The organism is Paenibacillus sp. TY11 (genome assembly GCF_059772165.1).
In genome coordinates this window covers 157,033-173,952 of the sequence record NZ_JCBAIQ010000007.1, presented here as the reverse complement: position 1 = coordinate 173,952, position 16,920 = coordinate 157,033, and the positions used below count along the sequence as shown (strand labels likewise).

Annotated in this window: 17 protein-coding genes; 7 read left to right on the top strand and 10 right to left on the bottom strand. The window is 45.1% G+C overall.

The window, feature by feature from the left end; genetic code table 11:
* The first annotated feature begins 144 nt into the window (after nucleotides 1-144).
* A complete protein-coding gene (locus tag AC6EJC_RS09815) occupies nucleotides 145-1,134 on the top strand; it encodes an aldo/keto reductase family protein (RefSeq protein ID WP_444953812.1) in 990 nt (329 codons plus the stop codon).
* 75 nt (nucleotides 1,135-1,209) lie between these two features.
* On the opposite strand, the gene AC6EJC_RS09810 is transcribed toward AC6EJC_RS09815, so the two are convergent.
* The 6 genes from AC6EJC_RS09810 to AC6EJC_RS09785 form a co-directional block, all read right to left on the bottom strand.
* On the bottom strand, nucleotides 1,210-2,049 hold the full coding sequence (locus tag AC6EJC_RS09810; protein WP_444953811.1) for a LysR substrate-binding domain-containing protein: 840 nt from the start codon (nucleotides 2,047-2,049) through the stop codon (nucleotides 1,210-1,212).
* Nucleotides 2,050-2,122: 73 nt separating this feature from the next.
* Nucleotides 2,123-3,160, bottom strand: coding sequence for a M42 family metallopeptidase (locus AC6EJC_RS09805; RefSeq protein ID WP_444953810.1), 1,038 nt, complete (start codon nucleotides 3,158-3,160; stop codon nucleotides 2,123-2,125).
* Between the two features lie 13 nt (nucleotides 3,161-3,173).
* Nucleotides 3,174-3,596, bottom strand: a complete 423-nt coding sequence (locus AC6EJC_RS09800; RefSeq protein WP_444953809.1) for a LapA family protein — start codon at nucleotides 3,594-3,596, stop codon at nucleotides 3,174-3,176.
* 56 nt (nucleotides 3,597-3,652) lie between these two features.
* Nucleotides 3,653-5,449 carry an oligoendopeptidase F gene (gene pepF / locus AC6EJC_RS09795; protein WP_444953808.1) on the bottom strand — a complete coding sequence of 599 codons (1,797 nt, stop codon included), beginning with the start codon at nucleotides 5,447-5,449 and terminating at the stop codon, nucleotides 3,653-3,655.
* 199 nt (nucleotides 5,450-5,648) lie between these two features.
* Nucleotides 5,649-5,837, bottom strand: coding sequence for a hypothetical protein (locus tag AC6EJC_RS09790; protein WP_444953807.1), 189 nt, complete (start codon nucleotides 5,835-5,837; stop codon nucleotides 5,649-5,651).
* 7 nt (nucleotides 5,838-5,844) lie between these two features.
* Nucleotides 5,845-6,078: a hypothetical protein gene (locus AC6EJC_RS09785; protein WP_013309704.1), complete on the bottom strand. Its 234-nt coding sequence runs from the start codon at nucleotides 6,076-6,078 to the stop codon at nucleotides 5,845-5,847.
* 173 nt (nucleotides 6,079-6,251) lie between these two features.
* Between AC6EJC_RS09785 and AC6EJC_RS09780 the strand changes: the two genes are divergently transcribed.
* The 5 genes from AC6EJC_RS09780 to AC6EJC_RS09760 all read left to right on the top strand — a co-directional run bounded on the left by AC6EJC_RS09780 (nucleotide 6,252) and on the right by AC6EJC_RS09760 (nucleotide 10,709).
* The gene (locus tag AC6EJC_RS09780) at nucleotides 6,252-6,449 is read left to right on the top strand and encodes a cold shock domain-containing protein (protein ID WP_013309706.1); all 198 of its coding nucleotides are present in this window, start codon (nucleotides 6,252-6,254) and stop codon (nucleotides 6,447-6,449) included.
* Nucleotides 6,450-6,657: 208 nt separating this feature from the next.
* A complete protein-coding gene (locus AC6EJC_RS09775) occupies nucleotides 6,658-8,073 on the top strand; it encodes an MATE family efflux transporter (protein ID WP_444953806.1) in 1,416 nt (471 codons plus the stop codon).
* Nucleotides 8,074-8,308: 235 nt separating this feature from the next.
* The gene (locus AC6EJC_RS09770; protein ID WP_444953805.1) at nucleotides 8,309-9,388 is read left to right on the top strand and encodes a tetraprenyl-beta-curcumene synthase family protein; all 1,080 of its coding nucleotides are present in this window, start codon (nucleotides 8,309-8,311) and stop codon (nucleotides 9,386-9,388) included.
* Between the two features lie 22 nt (nucleotides 9,389-9,410).
* The gene (gene pfkA / locus AC6EJC_RS09765; protein WP_165175844.1) at nucleotides 9,411-10,382 is read left to right on the top strand and encodes a 6-phosphofructokinase; all 972 of its coding nucleotides are present in this window, start codon (nucleotides 9,411-9,413) and stop codon (nucleotides 10,380-10,382) included.
* Nucleotides 10,383-10,499: 117 nt separating this feature from the next.
* Nucleotides 10,500-10,709 carry a DUF3906 family protein gene (locus AC6EJC_RS09760; protein ID WP_444953804.1) on the top strand — a complete coding sequence of 70 codons (210 nt, stop codon included), beginning with the start codon at nucleotides 10,500-10,502 and terminating at the stop codon, nucleotides 10,707-10,709.
* Here AC6EJC_RS09760 and AC6EJC_RS09755 read toward each other — a convergent pair.
* The 4 genes from AC6EJC_RS09755 to AC6EJC_RS09740 form a co-directional block, all read right to left on the bottom strand.
* Nucleotides 10,706-12,076 (bottom strand): MATE family efflux transporter, encoded by a 1,371-nt coding sequence (locus AC6EJC_RS09755; protein WP_444953803.1) that lies wholly within the window; start codon nucleotides 12,074-12,076, stop codon nucleotides 10,706-10,708. The two genes, AC6EJC_RS09760 and AC6EJC_RS09755, sit on opposite strands and share 4 nt — an antisense overlap.
* A 194-nt stretch (nucleotides 12,077-12,270) precedes the next feature.
* A complete protein-coding gene (locus AC6EJC_RS09750; protein ID WP_444953802.1) occupies nucleotides 12,271-13,449 on the bottom strand; it encodes a putative glycoside hydrolase in 1,179 nt (392 codons plus the stop codon).
* Between the two features lie 216 nt (nucleotides 13,450-13,665).
* The gene (locus AC6EJC_RS09745; protein WP_442434261.1) at nucleotides 13,666-13,854 is read right to left on the bottom strand and encodes a hypothetical protein; all 189 of its coding nucleotides are present in this window, start codon (nucleotides 13,852-13,854) and stop codon (nucleotides 13,666-13,668) included.
* Nucleotides 13,855-14,026: 172 nt separating this feature from the next.
* Complete coding sequence (locus AC6EJC_RS09740) at nucleotides 14,027-14,848, bottom strand: YitT family protein (RefSeq protein WP_444953801.1); 822 nt, start codon at nucleotides 14,846-14,848, stop codon at nucleotides 14,027-14,029.
* 326 nt (nucleotides 14,849-15,174) lie between these two features.
* On the opposite strand from AC6EJC_RS09740, the gene cshA reads away from it, so the two are divergent.
* Nucleotides 15,175-16,755, top strand: coding sequence for a degradosome RNA helicase CshA (gene cshA / locus AC6EJC_RS09735; RefSeq protein ID WP_444953800.1), 1,581 nt, complete (start codon nucleotides 15,175-15,177; stop codon nucleotides 16,753-16,755).
* Nucleotides 16,756-16,920: the final 165 nt, after the last annotated feature.

Genomic DNA, 16,920 nt, shown 5'->3' with positions numbered 1-16,920 from the left:
TGCAAGTCTCCATACAGGATGGGGGACTTGCTTTTTTATCAAGATATTAATACATTTTTCGTATTAAAAGCGAGTAAATTATATATTTCTAATATTAAATTACAGTGGGTATAATGGATTGCATATGGAGGGGAGGAATTGAAAATGGAATATCGTAAACTTGGAAAAAGTGGTTTGATGGTAAGTGAGATCGCATTGGGAAACTGGATCACCCACGGTGCTCAAGTGGATGATACCACAGCGCAAGCCTGTGTAAATGCTGCACTAGACTCAGGGATTACCACGTTTGATACCGCTGATGTGTATTCGGATACCATGGCGGAAACAGTTTTAGGTCATTCTTTAAAGGGAATACGCCGTGAAAGTATTGAATTATGTACTAAGGTTTTCCATCCCACGGGTACCGGACAGAATGATAAAGGGCTGTCTCGCAAACATATCATGGAGGCCTGCCATGCTTCTCTTCGACGCCTACAAACGGATTATATTGATGTATATTATGCACACCGTTTTGATCCAACCGTATCGCTTGAAGAAACATTTTTGGCCTTATCCGATTTGGTTCGGCAAGGGAAGGTTTTGTATGTAGGGGTAAGCGAGTGGACAGCAGAGCAGATAAAGCAAGGAGCCGCTCTGGCTAGGGAATTAAAGGTCCCTTTCGTGGCAAGTCAGCCCCAATATTCCATGCTGTGGCGTGTCATTGAAGCTGAAGTGATTCCCGCTTGTGAGCAGGAAGGGATTGGGCAGGTGGTTTGGTCACCTCTGGCACAAGGTATTCTTTCCGGTAAATATGCAGTAGACAAGCCGTTTCCCGAGGGTTCACGAGCTTCTACGACAGCAGGGTCACCATTTTTCGAACGTTTGGCTGGACAATGGTTACGTAAAGAAGTCCTTCTGGCAGTAAAGAAAATTCAACCGATTGCAGAAGAATGCGGTCTGACGCTACCACAGCTTGCAGTCGCATGGGTTTTACAAAACCCGCAAGTGTCCTCAGCTATTATCGGTGCTTCCAAGCCTGAGCAGGTTAAAGAGAACGTAAAAGCGGCGGGTGTCCGGCTAGATGGGCAGGTTATGAGACAATTGGATAGTATTTTAAATGGTATTGTTGAACGTGATCCGAGTAAAACGGGTTAAAATATGCAATCAAGGTCGTTTACATGTCTAATTCCTCGCTACAAGCTGTTTCTTCAACCAGTTCCAGAAAATGAGTCAGAGCAGCTTCATGCGCACCTGTTTTCCATGCAGTATAAAGTGGGATGGACGGAGACTCTTCTTGAAAAGAAATACGACATCACAACGCTGGAAGACAGAAACGGAAGAGGGGACAATGGAGATGCCTATACCAGCAGCTACCAAGTTAACGATCGTATACATTTGAACGGCTTCCTGTACGATTTGAGGCTGAAATCCGTGCTGTCCGCAAAAGTCTAGGATGAGGTTATGAAAAGAAGCCCCCATATGAGGCGGAGACAGGATAAAGGATTCTTCCGCTAAAGAACGTAAAGACAAGGTTGAATGCTGGGCTAGCGGATGTGTTTGGGGAAGAACGGCCATGAGTGATTCGTTGGTGTAAAGCCGAGAAGTGATATGTATAGATGGATCTGCACAGCGCAGGAAGCCTACATGAACTTTGCCATCGTGTATGGCTTTCAGTTGTTGGGCAGATGTCATTTCAAATAACGTAAGCTTCACATCTGGAAAACGCTCTCGGAATTTCTTTAAGGCGTTAACCATCAGACTGCCAGAAGCTGAATCCACAAATGCGATGGATAATTGTCCGAATTTCCCCTGACTTGCGAGCTGTGTTATCTTAATGGATCTTTCCAATTGAGCAACCATGTTTCTGGATTCTTCTAAAAATATCGCTCCTGCTGACGTAAGTCGAACTTGTCTCTTGGTTCGTTCCAAAAGCTTCACGCCGAGCTCTTCCTCAAGGCTTTGAATTTGTTGGCTCAAGGGAGGTTGGGTGATATTCAGTTTTTTCGCAGCACGATTAAAATGCAGTTCTTCCGCAACTGCGATAAAGTAACGTAGTTTTTTCAGATCCATAGCTGTGATTTCCTTTCGCTAAGCCTTCACCGACCTATTCTCCAGTGGAACAGGTCGGTTTTTATCATTCGAATTAAACTGTTACATAGGCCGCAAGCAGATGGGCAGTGTTCACCACGGCCTGCTTGTGCGTGCGCTCCATCGCGTGGGAGGCGTGTACGCCAGGGCCGATCAACGCAGCGCGGATGTTATTGCCTGCTTTTAGCGCAGCCGAAGCGTCCGAACCGTAGTGCGGATAAATATCTACCGCATACGGAATATTCAGCTCTTTGGCCAGCTCAATCAGACGGGTCGTCATATTATAGTCGTAAGGACCGGAGGAATCTTTGGCACAGATGGAAACATCCGTTTCCTTGCAGCTCAGGTCTTCACCCATACAGCCCATATCGACAGCAATCATCTCACTGATTCCTTCGGGTATGTAAGCAGCCCCGTGCCCCACTTCCTCATAGTTGGAAATGAGCAATTTAACGGTATGTCGAGGCTTCCAGCCTTCATGTACAGCAGATTCCAGTAACCCAAACAGCGCCGCTACACTAGCTTTATCATCCAGATGCCGCGACTTGATAAATCCACTGGGTGTTACGACCGGGCGCGCATCGAACGAAATAAAATCGCCCACCGCAATACCGAGCTGAAGCACGTCTTCTTTCGACTCGACAAGCTCGTCAATCCGTACCTCCATATGGCTCTCCTTGCGCTCAAAGCTTCGTGCATCATCATAGACATGCACGGATGGATGACTAGACAGAATAGTACCCGTATACGTTTGTCCGCTTCTGGTATGAATAAGGCAGTATTCGTTCTCAATGCTATTCATCATAAAGCCGCCGACGGATGTCAGACGTAGGGTACCTTGCGTTGTAATCGAACGTACCATCGCGCCCAATGTATCCACATGCGCGCTAAGCGCCACCGTACGGCCCGTTTCCTGACCTTCCAGGGTCAGGATGGCACCGCCTTTTGCATTCCATTCGATTTGTACCCCGAGGCTCTCAGCTTCCTTACGAATCAGCTCCATCACATGATGTGTATACCCACTGGGGCTGGGCGTGTTCAGTAGCTGATTTAAAAAGGTCATCATATAATTCTCATTTAATTGAATCGTCATTTGTTGCTCCTCCTCATTTGGACAACCGATCAGGGTTAGAGGACAGCTGCTCTAGATCTTGGTCGGATGTAGACACCGTGCTGGAAGAACCAGTCGTGTCATAGGTCACATCCGCGTATGCTTCCACTGCGGATGTGTGCTCTTCTTGTAGTGTATGAAGTTGATTAGTCAGACGTTTAATCTCTCTCTGAAGCCTGTATTGTCGGAAGATGCCGAAAGAACCGACAATAAGTCCACCTAAAAGAGTGCAACCGAGAATAAGCAGAATCAAAGGGATGCTAACCATACTAAACAGAAGGTTCACTTGAACCGAGTTCACATTAATAACCGCAAATACAGCTGTTAACAAAGCAATAACAAGAGCTGCGATCAAAGACCATTGTGTTTTCAAAATGCCACCTCCTCCCGTTACATTATAAAATCCCTTGCCCGCCATGGACAAGGGATTTATCCGTGCATCATTTCAATGCTGGATTTTAAGTGTGCACGGTTTTACTTTCCTTCAGTTAGCTTTTCCATTTCCGTAATGACTTCCTCGAATACGCTCATCGCTTCGCGGATCGGCTGCGGAGAGGACATGTCAACGCCAGCTTTCTTCAAAATATTGATTGAATAATCACTGCCACCGCTCTTCAAGAAGCCCAAGTAACGGTCAACGGCTGGTTGGCCTTCTTCCAGAATCTGTTTGGAGAAACTGGTTGCTGCCGAGAAGCCAGTAGCATATTTGTAGACATAAAAACTGTTATAAAAATGAGGGATTCGTGCCCATTCCATTTCAATGTCTTTGTCTACTTTCATGCCAGGCCCGTGATATTTCACATTCAGATCATAGTAAATCTCTGATAAAAGCTGCGGTGTAAGGGATTCTCCCTGTTCAGCGCGTTCATGTACAATTTTCTCAAATTCCGCAAACATGGTTTGGCGGAATACCGTCGTGCGGAATTGATCCGCATAATAGGTGAGGAGGTACATTTTCTCTTTGGGATCGGTAGATTTGTTCAGCAGATAGTCCATTAGCAACGCTTCATTGGTAGTGGATGCCACTTCAGCCAGGAATATGGTGTACTGTGCATCACGATACTTCAATGCGTTATCTGAGTAGTACGAATGCAACGCATGCCCCATTTCATGAGCAAGTGTGAACATGCTGTTTAGGTTATCTTTATGGTTCAGGAGCACATAAGGGTGTGTACCATAAGCTCCCCAACTGTACGCGCCTGTTCGTTTATTTTCATTTTCGTATACGTCAATCCAGCGCTCATCATAGCCTTTTTGCAACGAAGCCAGATAGTCCTCGCCCAGTGGCTTAAGACCTTCCTTTGTTTGCTTTTTGGCGTCTTCATACGTAATGTCCATCTTGTATTCGTCCACAAGCGGAGCGAACAAATCATACATATGAAGCTCATCCACACCCAATAACTTTTTACGCAGCTTGATATAACGGTGGAGCAGGGGCAAGCTTTCATGAATGGTATCAATGAGATTCGTATACACTTCCTTCGGAATATTGTCACCGTATAGTGACATTTCCAGTACGGAAGGGTATTTGCGAACACGAGAATAAAAAATATTTTTGTTCACATTGGCACTCAGTGTAGAAGCAATCGTATTTTTATTTTTGGCATACGTGTCATATACAGCTTTAAAAGCACGTTCACGTACTTCGCGGTGTGGACTTTCGAGAAATTGAATGTAGCTGCCATGAGTCAGCTCAACCTCTTTGCCATTCTCATCCTTGATTTTCGGAAACTTCAGATCGGCGTTGTTGAGCATGCCGAAAATCGTCTGCGGGGCTTGAGCCAGATTGCCAACCTGAGCGAGCAGCGCTTCTTCTGTTTTGCCCAAAATATGTGCTTTTTCCCGCTTCATTTCTTGAAGTGTAAACCGATAATCCGCAAGCTTCGGATCTTCAATGAAGGCATCGAGCTGAGAATCCGGCAGTGCCAAAATTTCAGGTGTCACGAAAGAAAGAGACTCGCTAACCTCAACGCCTAATTTTTTGGCTTTTTGCGAAAGACCCTGGTATGTAGGTTCAGCTGTATCCTCATCATGATGCAGATGGGCGTACACATATACACGCTCGGTTTTGAGCGACAGTTCATCTTCCAATTTAAAGCAGTTGCCAATCGCTTCTGCTGAATTGAGCTTGCCTTGGAATTGAGCAGCCTTTTTGGCCAATTGTTTGACTTCTTCGTATTCTTGATCCCATGCTTTGCGGTTGGGAAACAAGTCTTCCAGTTTCCATGTATTTTCCACTGGCGCATCAGCGCGTTTTACAATTTCACTCATGGAGAGCCTCCTCTGATCGAACGTAATGTGGGGTAGGGCTGCGGCAGTAAGGGACGGATGCCAAAACGAAGAAACCGCCACGCTTACCGTAAGCAGCAGGGCAAGAGGTTTTACAGGATGCATGTAACGGCATATCCTCCTTATACCATGGCTTGTTATGCCATAGTATGACCTCTTGCGCCCGAAAGTATAATTTTCCTTACTGTGGGTCGGAACCTATATTTAATGAGCTGTATACAATAAGATAAAAGGCAAGGCAAACCATGATTACGGCAGTGAGGGCCATCCACTTTTTGAGAGGAGTCGGTATCGTATCACGCTTCATGATCAGCACTCCGCCCAGCGTGAAGGCCAGAATAATGAAGATGAGATAGCTATTGGACACCATGAATAGGCTAGACCTGTTTGAAAGCGTTCATGATCCGCTGCCACTCTTCCTCATTATCTTGAAAGGACTGCTTGGGAAACCGATTTTGAGCCCAATGCATCAGCGCCGGACGGCTCAAAAACGTGTGGGCTTCCTCGCCCCAATCATCGGATATTTCCCGTAGAACGATGTAACGGCCCTGCACCTCGACAGTCATCATGTTCCAATTGTCTTTTTTGTATATTTCGTGTTTTTTCATCATATGCATGTCTCCGATTTTATAGATGTTTTGGTTCATGATACCGCAGTTTCCGCCGCAAAAGCAAATCATTACAGCCCCTAAAACCCGGAAAAACACCAATTGCATTGTGAAAAAGCATGAAGTATAATATGGATATTCGCCATAGATGGCGGTATTTTTAGGAGGTTGTTCACTTGAAAGGTACAGTTAAATGGTTTAACGCAGAAAAAGGTTATGGCTTCATTCAAATGGATGGTGGCGAGGACGTATTCGTACATTTCTCCGCAATCCAAGGCGACGGTTTTAAAACTTTGGAAGAAGGTCAAGCGGTTGAATTCGAAATAACTGAAGGTAACCGTGGACCCCAAGCAGCTAACGTAATCAAACTGTAAGTGTAACTGAATTGTAAGAATTGTTCCGTTTCTACGGATGTCTTATAGATTACGGTTAAACGATGAATTGAGAGCGCAGTTCCTTAAATTTAAGGGACTGCGCTTTTTTGCGTAAATACGTTTATGATATGAAAAAGTTGAGTTGGAATAGGGTATTATACGTAATAAAACCAGGCAGAAGACATTTTAAATTGAAGGAGTTGAGAAAATGAGTGCAGCAGAGGCTAGTCGTAAGCCTTCCCTGATTGAAGGTCCTATTGCCAAAACGCTGTTTATGTTCTCTTTGCCGATGCTGTTCGGAAACATTCTGCAATCCCTGAATGGAACAATCAATTCGATCTGGGTTGGGAAGTTTCTAGGAGAAGCCGCATTGACTGCCGCTTCCAACGGAAATATTATAATGTTCTTTCTTATTAGTTCGATTTTTGGCGTTACCATGGCTGCCACTATTATGATCGGACAAAATATCGGAGCGGGAGATATAGCTGAAACCAAGCGTGTAGTAGGCACAAGTGCAGTTTTTTTCCTGGTGCTCGCTTTTGCTATAGGTATTATCGGATTTTTGAGTGCACCTTGGATTCTTCATGTACTCAATACACCTGCCGAATCAGTGGATATGGCGATCACGTATACGCGTATTATTTTCGCGGGCATGCCCTTTTTGTACGGCTATAACTACATAATGACCGTAATGAGAGGGGCTGGAGATTCCAAAACACCATTTTATTTTCTGCTCGTTTCCGTCGTACTGGATGTACTACTCAACCCGCTGTTAATATTCGGATGGGGACCGATTCCTGCTATGGGCATTGGAGGTTCCGCTACTGCTACCCTGATCGCTCAAGGGATCAGCTTTGTGTTGATCCTCATTTACCTATATCGAGTAAAATATTTTTTGCGCATTACTTCTTCAGAGCTTCACTTACTCAGATTCGATTGGAAGATTATTTGGACCCTAATCCGTAAGGGAGTGCCGATGGGGCTGCAAATGATCGCTGTCTCCACCAGCGCAATTGCTTTAATGAATCTGATTAACGGCTACGGGACAGTGGCAGCGGCAGCTTATACAGCAGCCAACAATTTGTCCAGCTATGTGCAGATGCCGGCAATGGCGTTAGGTGCAGCTGTATCTTCCTTTGCCGCTCAAAATATCGGAGCCGGACGTTGGGATCGAGTGCGCAGGACAACCTGGATTGGGATTGTTTATAATTTTGTGTTGACTGGTGGAGCTGTAGTATTAATTTACGTTTTTAACCGTCAGGCCTTGCTGATGTTCCTTCCTTCTACGGGAGGTGCATTGGAATTGGGTATGCGGATTAATCTGATCACCTTGTGGTCTTTTGTTATATTCGGTATTACCAATATCATTACAGGCGTTATTCGATCTACGGGCTCCGTAATGATTCCGCTTTTAATTACCATTATTTCATTATGGGGTATTCGTATACCTTTGGCCTATGTATTTGTCGATGAGTATGGTCTAGATGCTGTATGGTGGAGCTTTCCTGTTGGTTTTGCTATCTCTGCCGTAGCAGTCATTTTTTATTATGTTTTCGGGAAATGGAAGCAGGCAAGCATGGGAGAGGGCACCCAAGGCGTAAAGCTGGCAGAGGACAAGGGATAGTAGGACATTTATACTATTTGCGATTAAAGTCTTATAAGGGTAGATTTTGTTTAACTCCTATTTTTGACTAATTAAATATCACAGGTATGCAGTCTTTTTGCGAGAATAGCTCATTTTCTTGAATATTAAAGAAAAAAGTGAGGTTGTTCATTTGTGCTAAAAGGACGATCATATTATAATGGATATGGTTTGGATAGGTATAATTACGTAGACAACAATGTGGAGGCACCGTCATTTGAGTTATGTTGAGCAAGGACGTTATCAAGTACCGAGAGGCCCCATAGGTCTAATGAGCCGAATGTACAAGCATATTCTCCCTGAAACGAAACAAGAACTAGCCAACTGGAAGAGCAAAGCCAAACAGATCCCTGACCCTGAGCTAAGAAGTCAGGCACTTGCAAGTATTGCGGATAAGACATTTCACTGTGTGGGGGGCGCGGTTTATGCCGCAGGTAATATGTCTGCCCGCCAGACGTTGATTCCGCTGATTGTAGCGTATCAGACGATTAGTGATTATCTGGACAACCTGTGTGATCGCAGTACGTCCATGGACCCGGATGATTTCAGGCTGCTGCATCAGTCTATGCTGGATGCGGTTAATCCAACGGCTAAGCCAGTGAACTATTATGAGTTGCGTCGTGAGCAGGAGGATGGCGGTTATTTGACCGGGCTGGTGACAACCTGTCAGTCTTGTGTAAGCAGGCTTCCGGGCTATGAGGTGGCAATGCCTTACGTTCAGGATTTGGCGCGATTATACACGGATTTGCAAGTATACAAGCATATTAAACCCGAGCTGCGGGAACAAGCGCTTTTGGACTGGTGGTCGCTTCATAAAGACCGTACACCGGAGTTGCGCTGGAACGAGTTTGCTGCGGCTACCGGTTCAACCCTGGGGGTCTTTATGCTGTTTCTTGCTGCCAGCGACCAGCATCTGTCAGATGCGGGGGCTGCCTCAATACATGCATCGTATTTTCCACATGTGTGCAGTCTTCATATTTTGCTGGATTATCTAATCGATCAAGACGAAGACCGGAAGGGCGGAGATCTTAACTTCTGCAATTATTATGAAGATACCGACATGATGCTGGACCGGATCGCCTACGTTGTGAATCGGGCGCGGGCTGATATTGCAGATGTCCCTGCCAGCTCCTTTCACCGGATGATTATCGAGGGATTGCTGGCTTTATATTTATCCGACCCCAAAGTTAGCGAGCAGCAGGATGTACGCGCGGTTTCGAGACGTTTAATGAAAAATAGTCCGCTCATGCGGTTGTTTTTCTTATTAAACAGTCGATGGATAAGAAGGCTTATATGATTAATTTGAGGAGGTCATAAAAATGACAGCAGTTAAGAAAATTGCAGTATTAACGAGTGGTGGAGATTCACAAGGGATGAACGCTGCAGTTCGCGCCGTCGTGCGCAGCGGCTTGTATTTTGGACTGGAGGTATTCGGGATTCAACGCGGCTATCAAGGCCTTTTGAACGATGATATTTTTCCGATGGATTTGAGAAGCGTTGGAGATATTATCCAACGTGGGGGTACTGTACTTCAATCTGCAAGATGCCTGGAATTTACGACTGAGGAAGGGCAGAAGCGAGGCGCTGAAATTTTGCGTAACCGCGGAATTGATGGCGTAGTCGTGATCGGTGGCGACGGTTCTTACCAAGGAGCTAACAAGCTGACCAAGCAAGGAATTAAAACCATGTGCCTCCCGGGTACGATTGACAATGATATTTCCTTCACCGACTACACGATTGGTTTTGATACGGCGGTTAGTATCGTAGTGGACGCTATTAATAAGCTCCGTGATACGATGTCATCCCATGAACGTTCTTCCATCGTAGAAGTTATGGGACGTCATTGCGGAGATATCGCTTTACATGCGGGTCTGGCTTCCGGCGCGGAAACGATTTTGGTCCCTGAGGTAGAGTTTGATCTGAAAGAAGTATCCGATCGGATGAAGCTAAACTTTAAGCATGGCAAACGCCACAGTATCATTATCGTTGCTGAAGGCGTAGGCAAAGGCGAAACAGTAGCGCAGGTAATCCAAGAAAACTGTCCGGATTATGAGCCGCGTGTTACAGTGCTTGGACACATTCAACGTGGCGGCACACCGACCGCATTTGACCGCAACCTGGCGAGCCGTTTGGGTGACTTTGCTGTTCGCCAATTGATCGAGGGCATATCTGACAAAGCTTGCGGAACGATCGACGGTAAGCTGGTAGCTACAGATATTGACAAGGTTGTAAATACCAAAAAAGATTTCAACATGGAGCTTTATGAGCTGGCCTTGCGTTTGTCCCAATAATAAGAGCCTTTACGTTTAGTAGATCGGTTCTGATTTTGGAAAAGATTAAAAGTATGCGGATGACCTGAGTCATCCGCTATTTTTTTAGCTTTGAATCCTGTCAGGAGGTAATCATGCATGTATTTATTCAAAATCGAAGTGGACAGCTCGGAAGGAGCTCTGACCGTCATTCTCGCTGCTGAAAATGAAGAACAGGCATTTGAGGAGATTGAACAACATGTGGAGAGACACTTTCTATATCCGCCCAGGCTGAACGAAGTGGCTATCGTAGAGAAAAAACGAATAACTTCAGGCGCAGCATATGTAATCGAGACACGCAAAGGCTAAATAGCCTCTGCGTGTTGTTTTTTTTCGGCAAAACGACGTTGCACTCTCACCAGACGCCAGAGAAGTAAAATAGCGCCTACTGCCAAACCTGTAATCAAGCCGATCCAGTAGCCGTAGGGCCCTAATGAAGTCCAGCGTGCGAGTATATATCCTACAGGAAGCCCGATGACCCAATAGGACAGGAATGTGAGCAAAAAGGCTGGATTGACATCTTTATACCCGCGTAGCGCTCCTTGTGTAGGTGTAGCGACAGCATCGGATATCTGAAAGAAAATCGCATAGATTAGAAAATGTTGCGCCAATTGAATGACCTGCGGATCGGTGGAGTAAAGTCGAGCGACCTGTTCACCCCAGATGAGCAGTACAATAGCTGTAATCAATGATAGACCTACTGCGCTACTAATGCCCATTACACTATAAGTTTTGGCATCTCGTGGACGAGTAGCTCCCGATTCATAACCGACCAGAATCGTAAGTGCCATGCAAATGCTGAGTGGAATCATATACAGCGTAGATGCAAAGTTCATGGCGGCCTGATGAGCGGCTATGGTAGCTGTATTATAGCTGCTCATGAAGAGAGTGACGGCTGAAAAGACGGCAGTTTCAAAAAATATAGCGAAGCCAATCGGTACTCCAATGTGGATAAGCTCTTTTAAAGCACCGGCAGCAACCCCGTATATTTTGCTGAAGATTCGGTATTCGGCAAATATTTTTCCCCGATGCACAGTGATACCAGCGACCAGCATAATGATCCAGTAGGTGGTGGCCGTTGCCACCCCAGACCCTACACCCCCCAAACGCGGAAAACCCCAGTTCCCATAAATAAGTAGATAATTCAGCAATACATTGATGGGCAACGACATGAGCGTGATCAACATCGTAAAGCGGGTTTGTCCCAATGCATCCATAAAGCTTCGGAGCACAGTGTAGGCAAATAGAGGAACAATACCGAAGGCCATCGCACAAAGGTAGTACAGGGCCACATTATGAACTCTCAATTCCAAATTCATACCGTTCAATATAGGCTTGACCAGAATGATGCCAGCAATCAAAACGACCATGGACAGTGCAAGAGAGAGCCAAAGTGCTTGAATGACATAGTAGGAGACTTTATCTTTGCGCTGTGCTCCCACCAATTGAGATACAATGGGCGTGATAGCCATAAGTATCCCATTAAGGCCTGTTTGTACAGGGACCCACAGACTTACCCCGATGGCTACTCCAGCCAGATCGGCAGGGGAAAAGTGCCCCGACATATTGGTATCGAAAAAAGTCATGGCAGATAGTGCAAGCTGGGTAATCAGGATAGGGAGCAAAATGTAGAAAAGCTGCTTCCATTTCTGACCCATTGTTAGAGTCAATTGCATTTTTGTTTTCCTCATTTATTAGGGATTGATTATTCGTATATATCATAACATGTAAGTATTTATTGTAAGGGATACTGCAACATTTGAACAGTAATAAAAAAGACTGCACCCGTTCACCAAACAACGGGACAGCCTTCGAAAAAATTATAAAATTGCTAAAATTCGTATAAAAAACGAGAAGTCCGGGGGATAAATTATTTGTATGTTACTCCGCTTGTATAGCGGTTTGTGGCATTCCAGAGTAAATATTCATCCACCTTCATGTCCTTAAGCGCGCGAATTTGGTCCTCGACTTGAGTTTTCCCATACTTGGCATAATGTCCGTTCCCTAACCAACTTGCGGTAAAATCCTGAATCCATGGACGAATAATTGGCTTTAGCTTGCCTGTTGGATCGAGCTTTTTGTGTGTATCAGCCATAGATCCTTTAATCGTCTGGTAGGGATTTTTATCTGGGTCTTTTACACCGAACCAGCCTGTTGTGTAGTGACTGGGATAAACCATCGGTGAAATGACATCCACATTTTCGGAGATTTTAGTGAAATCCTGTCCGATTCCCTCCGCAGCAGGAACGGATGCGGCATATCCGAAAATATCTACCGATACCCGTACACCTAATGGAGCAAGCTCTTTGCGGGCATATTGTACGAATTCAGCGACCGCATCCGAGCGTGATTGATCGGATTTGCTATATTTCAGTTTATCTGCTCTTTTCTCAAAGCCTTCGGGGAAACGCACATAGTCAAACTGAATTTCCTTAAAACCGAGTTGCGCTGCTTCCTTGGCAATGGCGATATTATAATCCCATACTTCTTTATTATAGGGATTGACAAACCCATCTCCCTTGCCGTTTTTCCAGACAGAGCCGTCAGGATTACGGAAGGACATTTCGGGATTTTTGTTAGCTAATACAGTATCTTTAAATACAACAATCCGAGCGATCGGATAAACATTATGCTTTTTCAAACGCTCCATTAGACCGGGAATATCACGAATGAATTTTTGCGGCTTGCCCAATTTGAGCAGCTCGGGATTGGTGGTTGGATAAGTGATGTAACCCGCATCATCCTTAATATCAATAACCATGGAATTGAGATCTGTCTTGTCGAGTAGTTCAAGCAGCTGGGTCATACGCGAACCGCCTGCGCTATAAGCCGTGACATAGATGCCCTTGATAGCAGGAGTCATCGGCTGTGGGTCAATTTTAACCGGAGGATTGGAGGCATCCACCTTCATATTACTGTGCTGAGCCTGAATCATCGCGCTGCTGATTGTCGTAGCCACCGTATCTTTTACATTTGGGGCGTTGGCTGACTGATCCCCGTTTCCGCCTATTCCCATTGCCAATAGCATAATTGCCCAAATCATATTCATTTCCTAACTCTCTCCCTTATGTATGTCGCTTACCTGATTATACGTAAAGTTATGTATCGAAAAACAACACGGTTGTAAACAATACTGGAATCATCAGGCACAGTCTTACATGATTAACCCAACCCATGTTCATTGAATCCGTAAAAATGCATAAATAATGCCGCTCTCTTCGCAGTTGTGGATGCAACCGGAAGAAGCGGCACTTGGTAAAGAGATTTATTGAAGATAGTTATTGTCCTGGTGCTCACAAATACTGTACTGAATAATTTCTAGCGCATCCGTTGGCTTGAGTATGGACATCCCGTCTCGAAGGACAATCATCGAGTTCAGCTCATTCTTTTTGAGAGAAGGGAGCATTTCCGGGTACCATCTTAAGACAATGTCGGACAGTTTTACCGTTTCCATTTCCACAAAAATCACCCTTTCCTGCTCGGAATCATTCCAAAAGAATCATTCAATACGATTCGGAAAAGCAAAGTGCCTGTGAAATAGCAGGTAAAGCTGGTCTTTATATACTATGGGAACAGCGCACATATAGTGTACCACAGAAACTGCATTTTGACACTTGGGTTTGTGCTTATCTTCGGCGAAATGAACCCATTACCCCAACCGTTTCCACAATATTAACAAAAGCAGAAGGGTCCACTTCCTTAATGATGCGTTTTAATTCAACCAGCTCGTAGCGTGTCGTGACAGTCATCAGCATGTCCTTCTCGGTATGCGAAAATGCACCTTCAATTTTTATTTTGCTAACACCACGTGGCGTGGTCAACATCCGGCTCAGTAGCTTGTCGGTGTGCTCTGTAATAATGTAGACAGTGATCTTTGTATGACTGACATAGATTTGATCCAACACTTTACCAGTCACAAAAATAGATAACATCGAAGCCAGTGCAATATTCCAATCATCGTTCAAATATCCTGCCGCGAGAATAACCAGTCCATTCATGCCAACAAGTACAGTTCCTACGGGGAAGTCACGATAACGGGTGATAATGGAGCCGATAATGTCAAAACCACCCGTAGACCCCCCTACCCGAAAGGAAATTCCTGCTCCTACGCCAATCATCACCCCACCAAAAACGGAGGCTAGCAGGGGATCCGACACGACAGATTGCACTGGGACCCAGGCCAAAATCCACGTTGTAACGACAACGGATAGAATGCTCAGGCTAATAAAACGCTTGCCTAAAATAAACCAGCCTGCAATAAGCATCGGGATATTGATAATAAAATACATTGCGCTGATATCAAATTTTGTGAAATAGCCAATTAACATGGAAAGCCCGGCTACTCCCCCGCTCAGCAAGTGGTGTGGCACGAGAAACAGATTAAAACCGCATGCTATGGCAGCGGCTCCAAGAATGACAGTTAAGCAGTTTAACACTATTTTTAACAACTTTTTTTCACCTCATTTAAATTATGCGGGAAGCAACTTGCTGGTATTCATGAATTGTTCTGTGCTATAATGCGATGTGGATATTCTTGAGTAGGGACCTATGTCCAGAGAAACACTTAAAATTTAAACTGTTTTAAAAAGGATAAATTCGTTTAAGATGTATCGGATAGGGTTTCCCGGATTGATTACAGAAAAATGCAGTTATAGGTCTAAATAAACTGTTACTGTATTGGGGAAAACTTATACAATAATATCGCTACTTAAGAATACAGACAACATTGTGGATTGTCCACCACATCCACCATTATGAAGGAGTTTGAATAAATTTGACAACATTTGCAGAATTTGATCTTGAACCGAAAGTAATTCAGGCGATTACGGAGCTGGGTTTTGAAGAAGCAACACCAATTCAATCCCAATCCATCCCGATTGCACTGCAAGGCAGAGACATGATTGGCCAAGCCCAAACAGGTACGGGTAAAACCGCTGCGTTTGGTATTCCGCTGATCAACAAAATTTCTAGAAGCGATGAAAAAATCAGAGCCCTGATTATGGCCCCAACACGTGAGCTTGCTATTCAGGTGGCTGAAGAAATCGAAAAACTCTCCCGTTTCAAAGGTCTTCGTACTTTGCCAATCTATGGCGGACAAGATATCGTGCGCCAGATTCGCGCTTTGAAAAAGAAACCTCAAATTATTATTGGTACACCAGGACGCTTGCTTGACCATATTAATCGCAAAACCATCAAGCTGGAAGACGTAAACACCGTTGTTTTGGATGAAGCAGATGAAATGTTGGATATGGGCTTTATGGAAGATATTCAATCCATTCTGAAGCAAGTTCCGGACGAGCGTCAAACCATGCTCTTCTCGGCTACGATGCCTCCTAATATCAAAAGATTGGCTGAGCAATTTCTTAAAAATCCTGAGCATGTTTCGGTTATTCCTAAACAAGTTAGCGCTCCACTGATTGACCAAGCCTATATTGAAGTTCCTGAGCGTCAAAAATTCGAAGCGTTAAGCCGTTTGATTGACATGGAATCCCCAGAACTTGCTATCGTATTTGGCCGCACTAAGCGTCGGGTAGACGAGCTGGCTGAAGCTCTGCAAAAACGCGGATATTCCGCAGACGGTTTGCATGGTGACTTGTCTCAAAACCAGCGTGATGCTGTAATGCGTAAATTCCGTGACGGAAGCATTGACGTGCTCGTAGCGACTGACGTTGCTGCCCGTGGTTTGGACGTTTCCGGCGTAACTCACGTTGTGAACTTTGACCTTCCGCAAGATCCGGAAAGCTATGTTCACCGTATTGGACGTACTGGACGTGCAGGTAAAGAGGGGGAAGCTTGGTCTTTCGTAACGCCTCGTGAAATTGACCATTTGCATTTCATCGAACGTGTAACCCGTCACCGCATTCCACGCAAGCCGCTTCCAACGTTGGCTGAAGCTCTGGAAGGCAAACAACGTATCATCGCAGAACGTCTCCTAGAAGCTGTAGAAAGCGGTGAGCTGAACGAGTACAAAGGTTTGGCTATTCAAATGCTGGAGCAATACGATTCTGTACAACTTCTCTCCGCAGCTCTGAAGCTGATGACTGGTGAGAAGAGAGAAGCATCGATTGAGCTGACTCCAGAAGATCCGATCCGTGCAAAACGTCGTAAACCAGACGTACGTTCTGGCGGTCGCAAGCCTTCCAACTATAGCGGTCGCAGCAACGGTGGTTACAATTCCAACCGTTCTGGCGGTAGTGGCAGTAAAGGTGGATATGGCGGTTACAACCGTGGCAAAGAAGGCGGTGGCTACAACCGTGATTCCGGAAGCCGCTACAGTGGAGATCGCAAACCACGCCCGAGCAGCAATGGAGAAACTCGTCGTCCTGCAAGACGTGAAGATTCCTCTTCCGAATAAGAAACGAAATAATGAAAAGCCGAAGCAGATGTAGCTTCGGCTTTTTTGTTATGACTGATCAGTACGTATGAACTTTTTAGCGATCTCCTTTAATGGACCACGTATTGATTTCACTGGCGCATTAGGGCTGAAATACGGTATGATATAGTCAAGAGCCGGAATTTA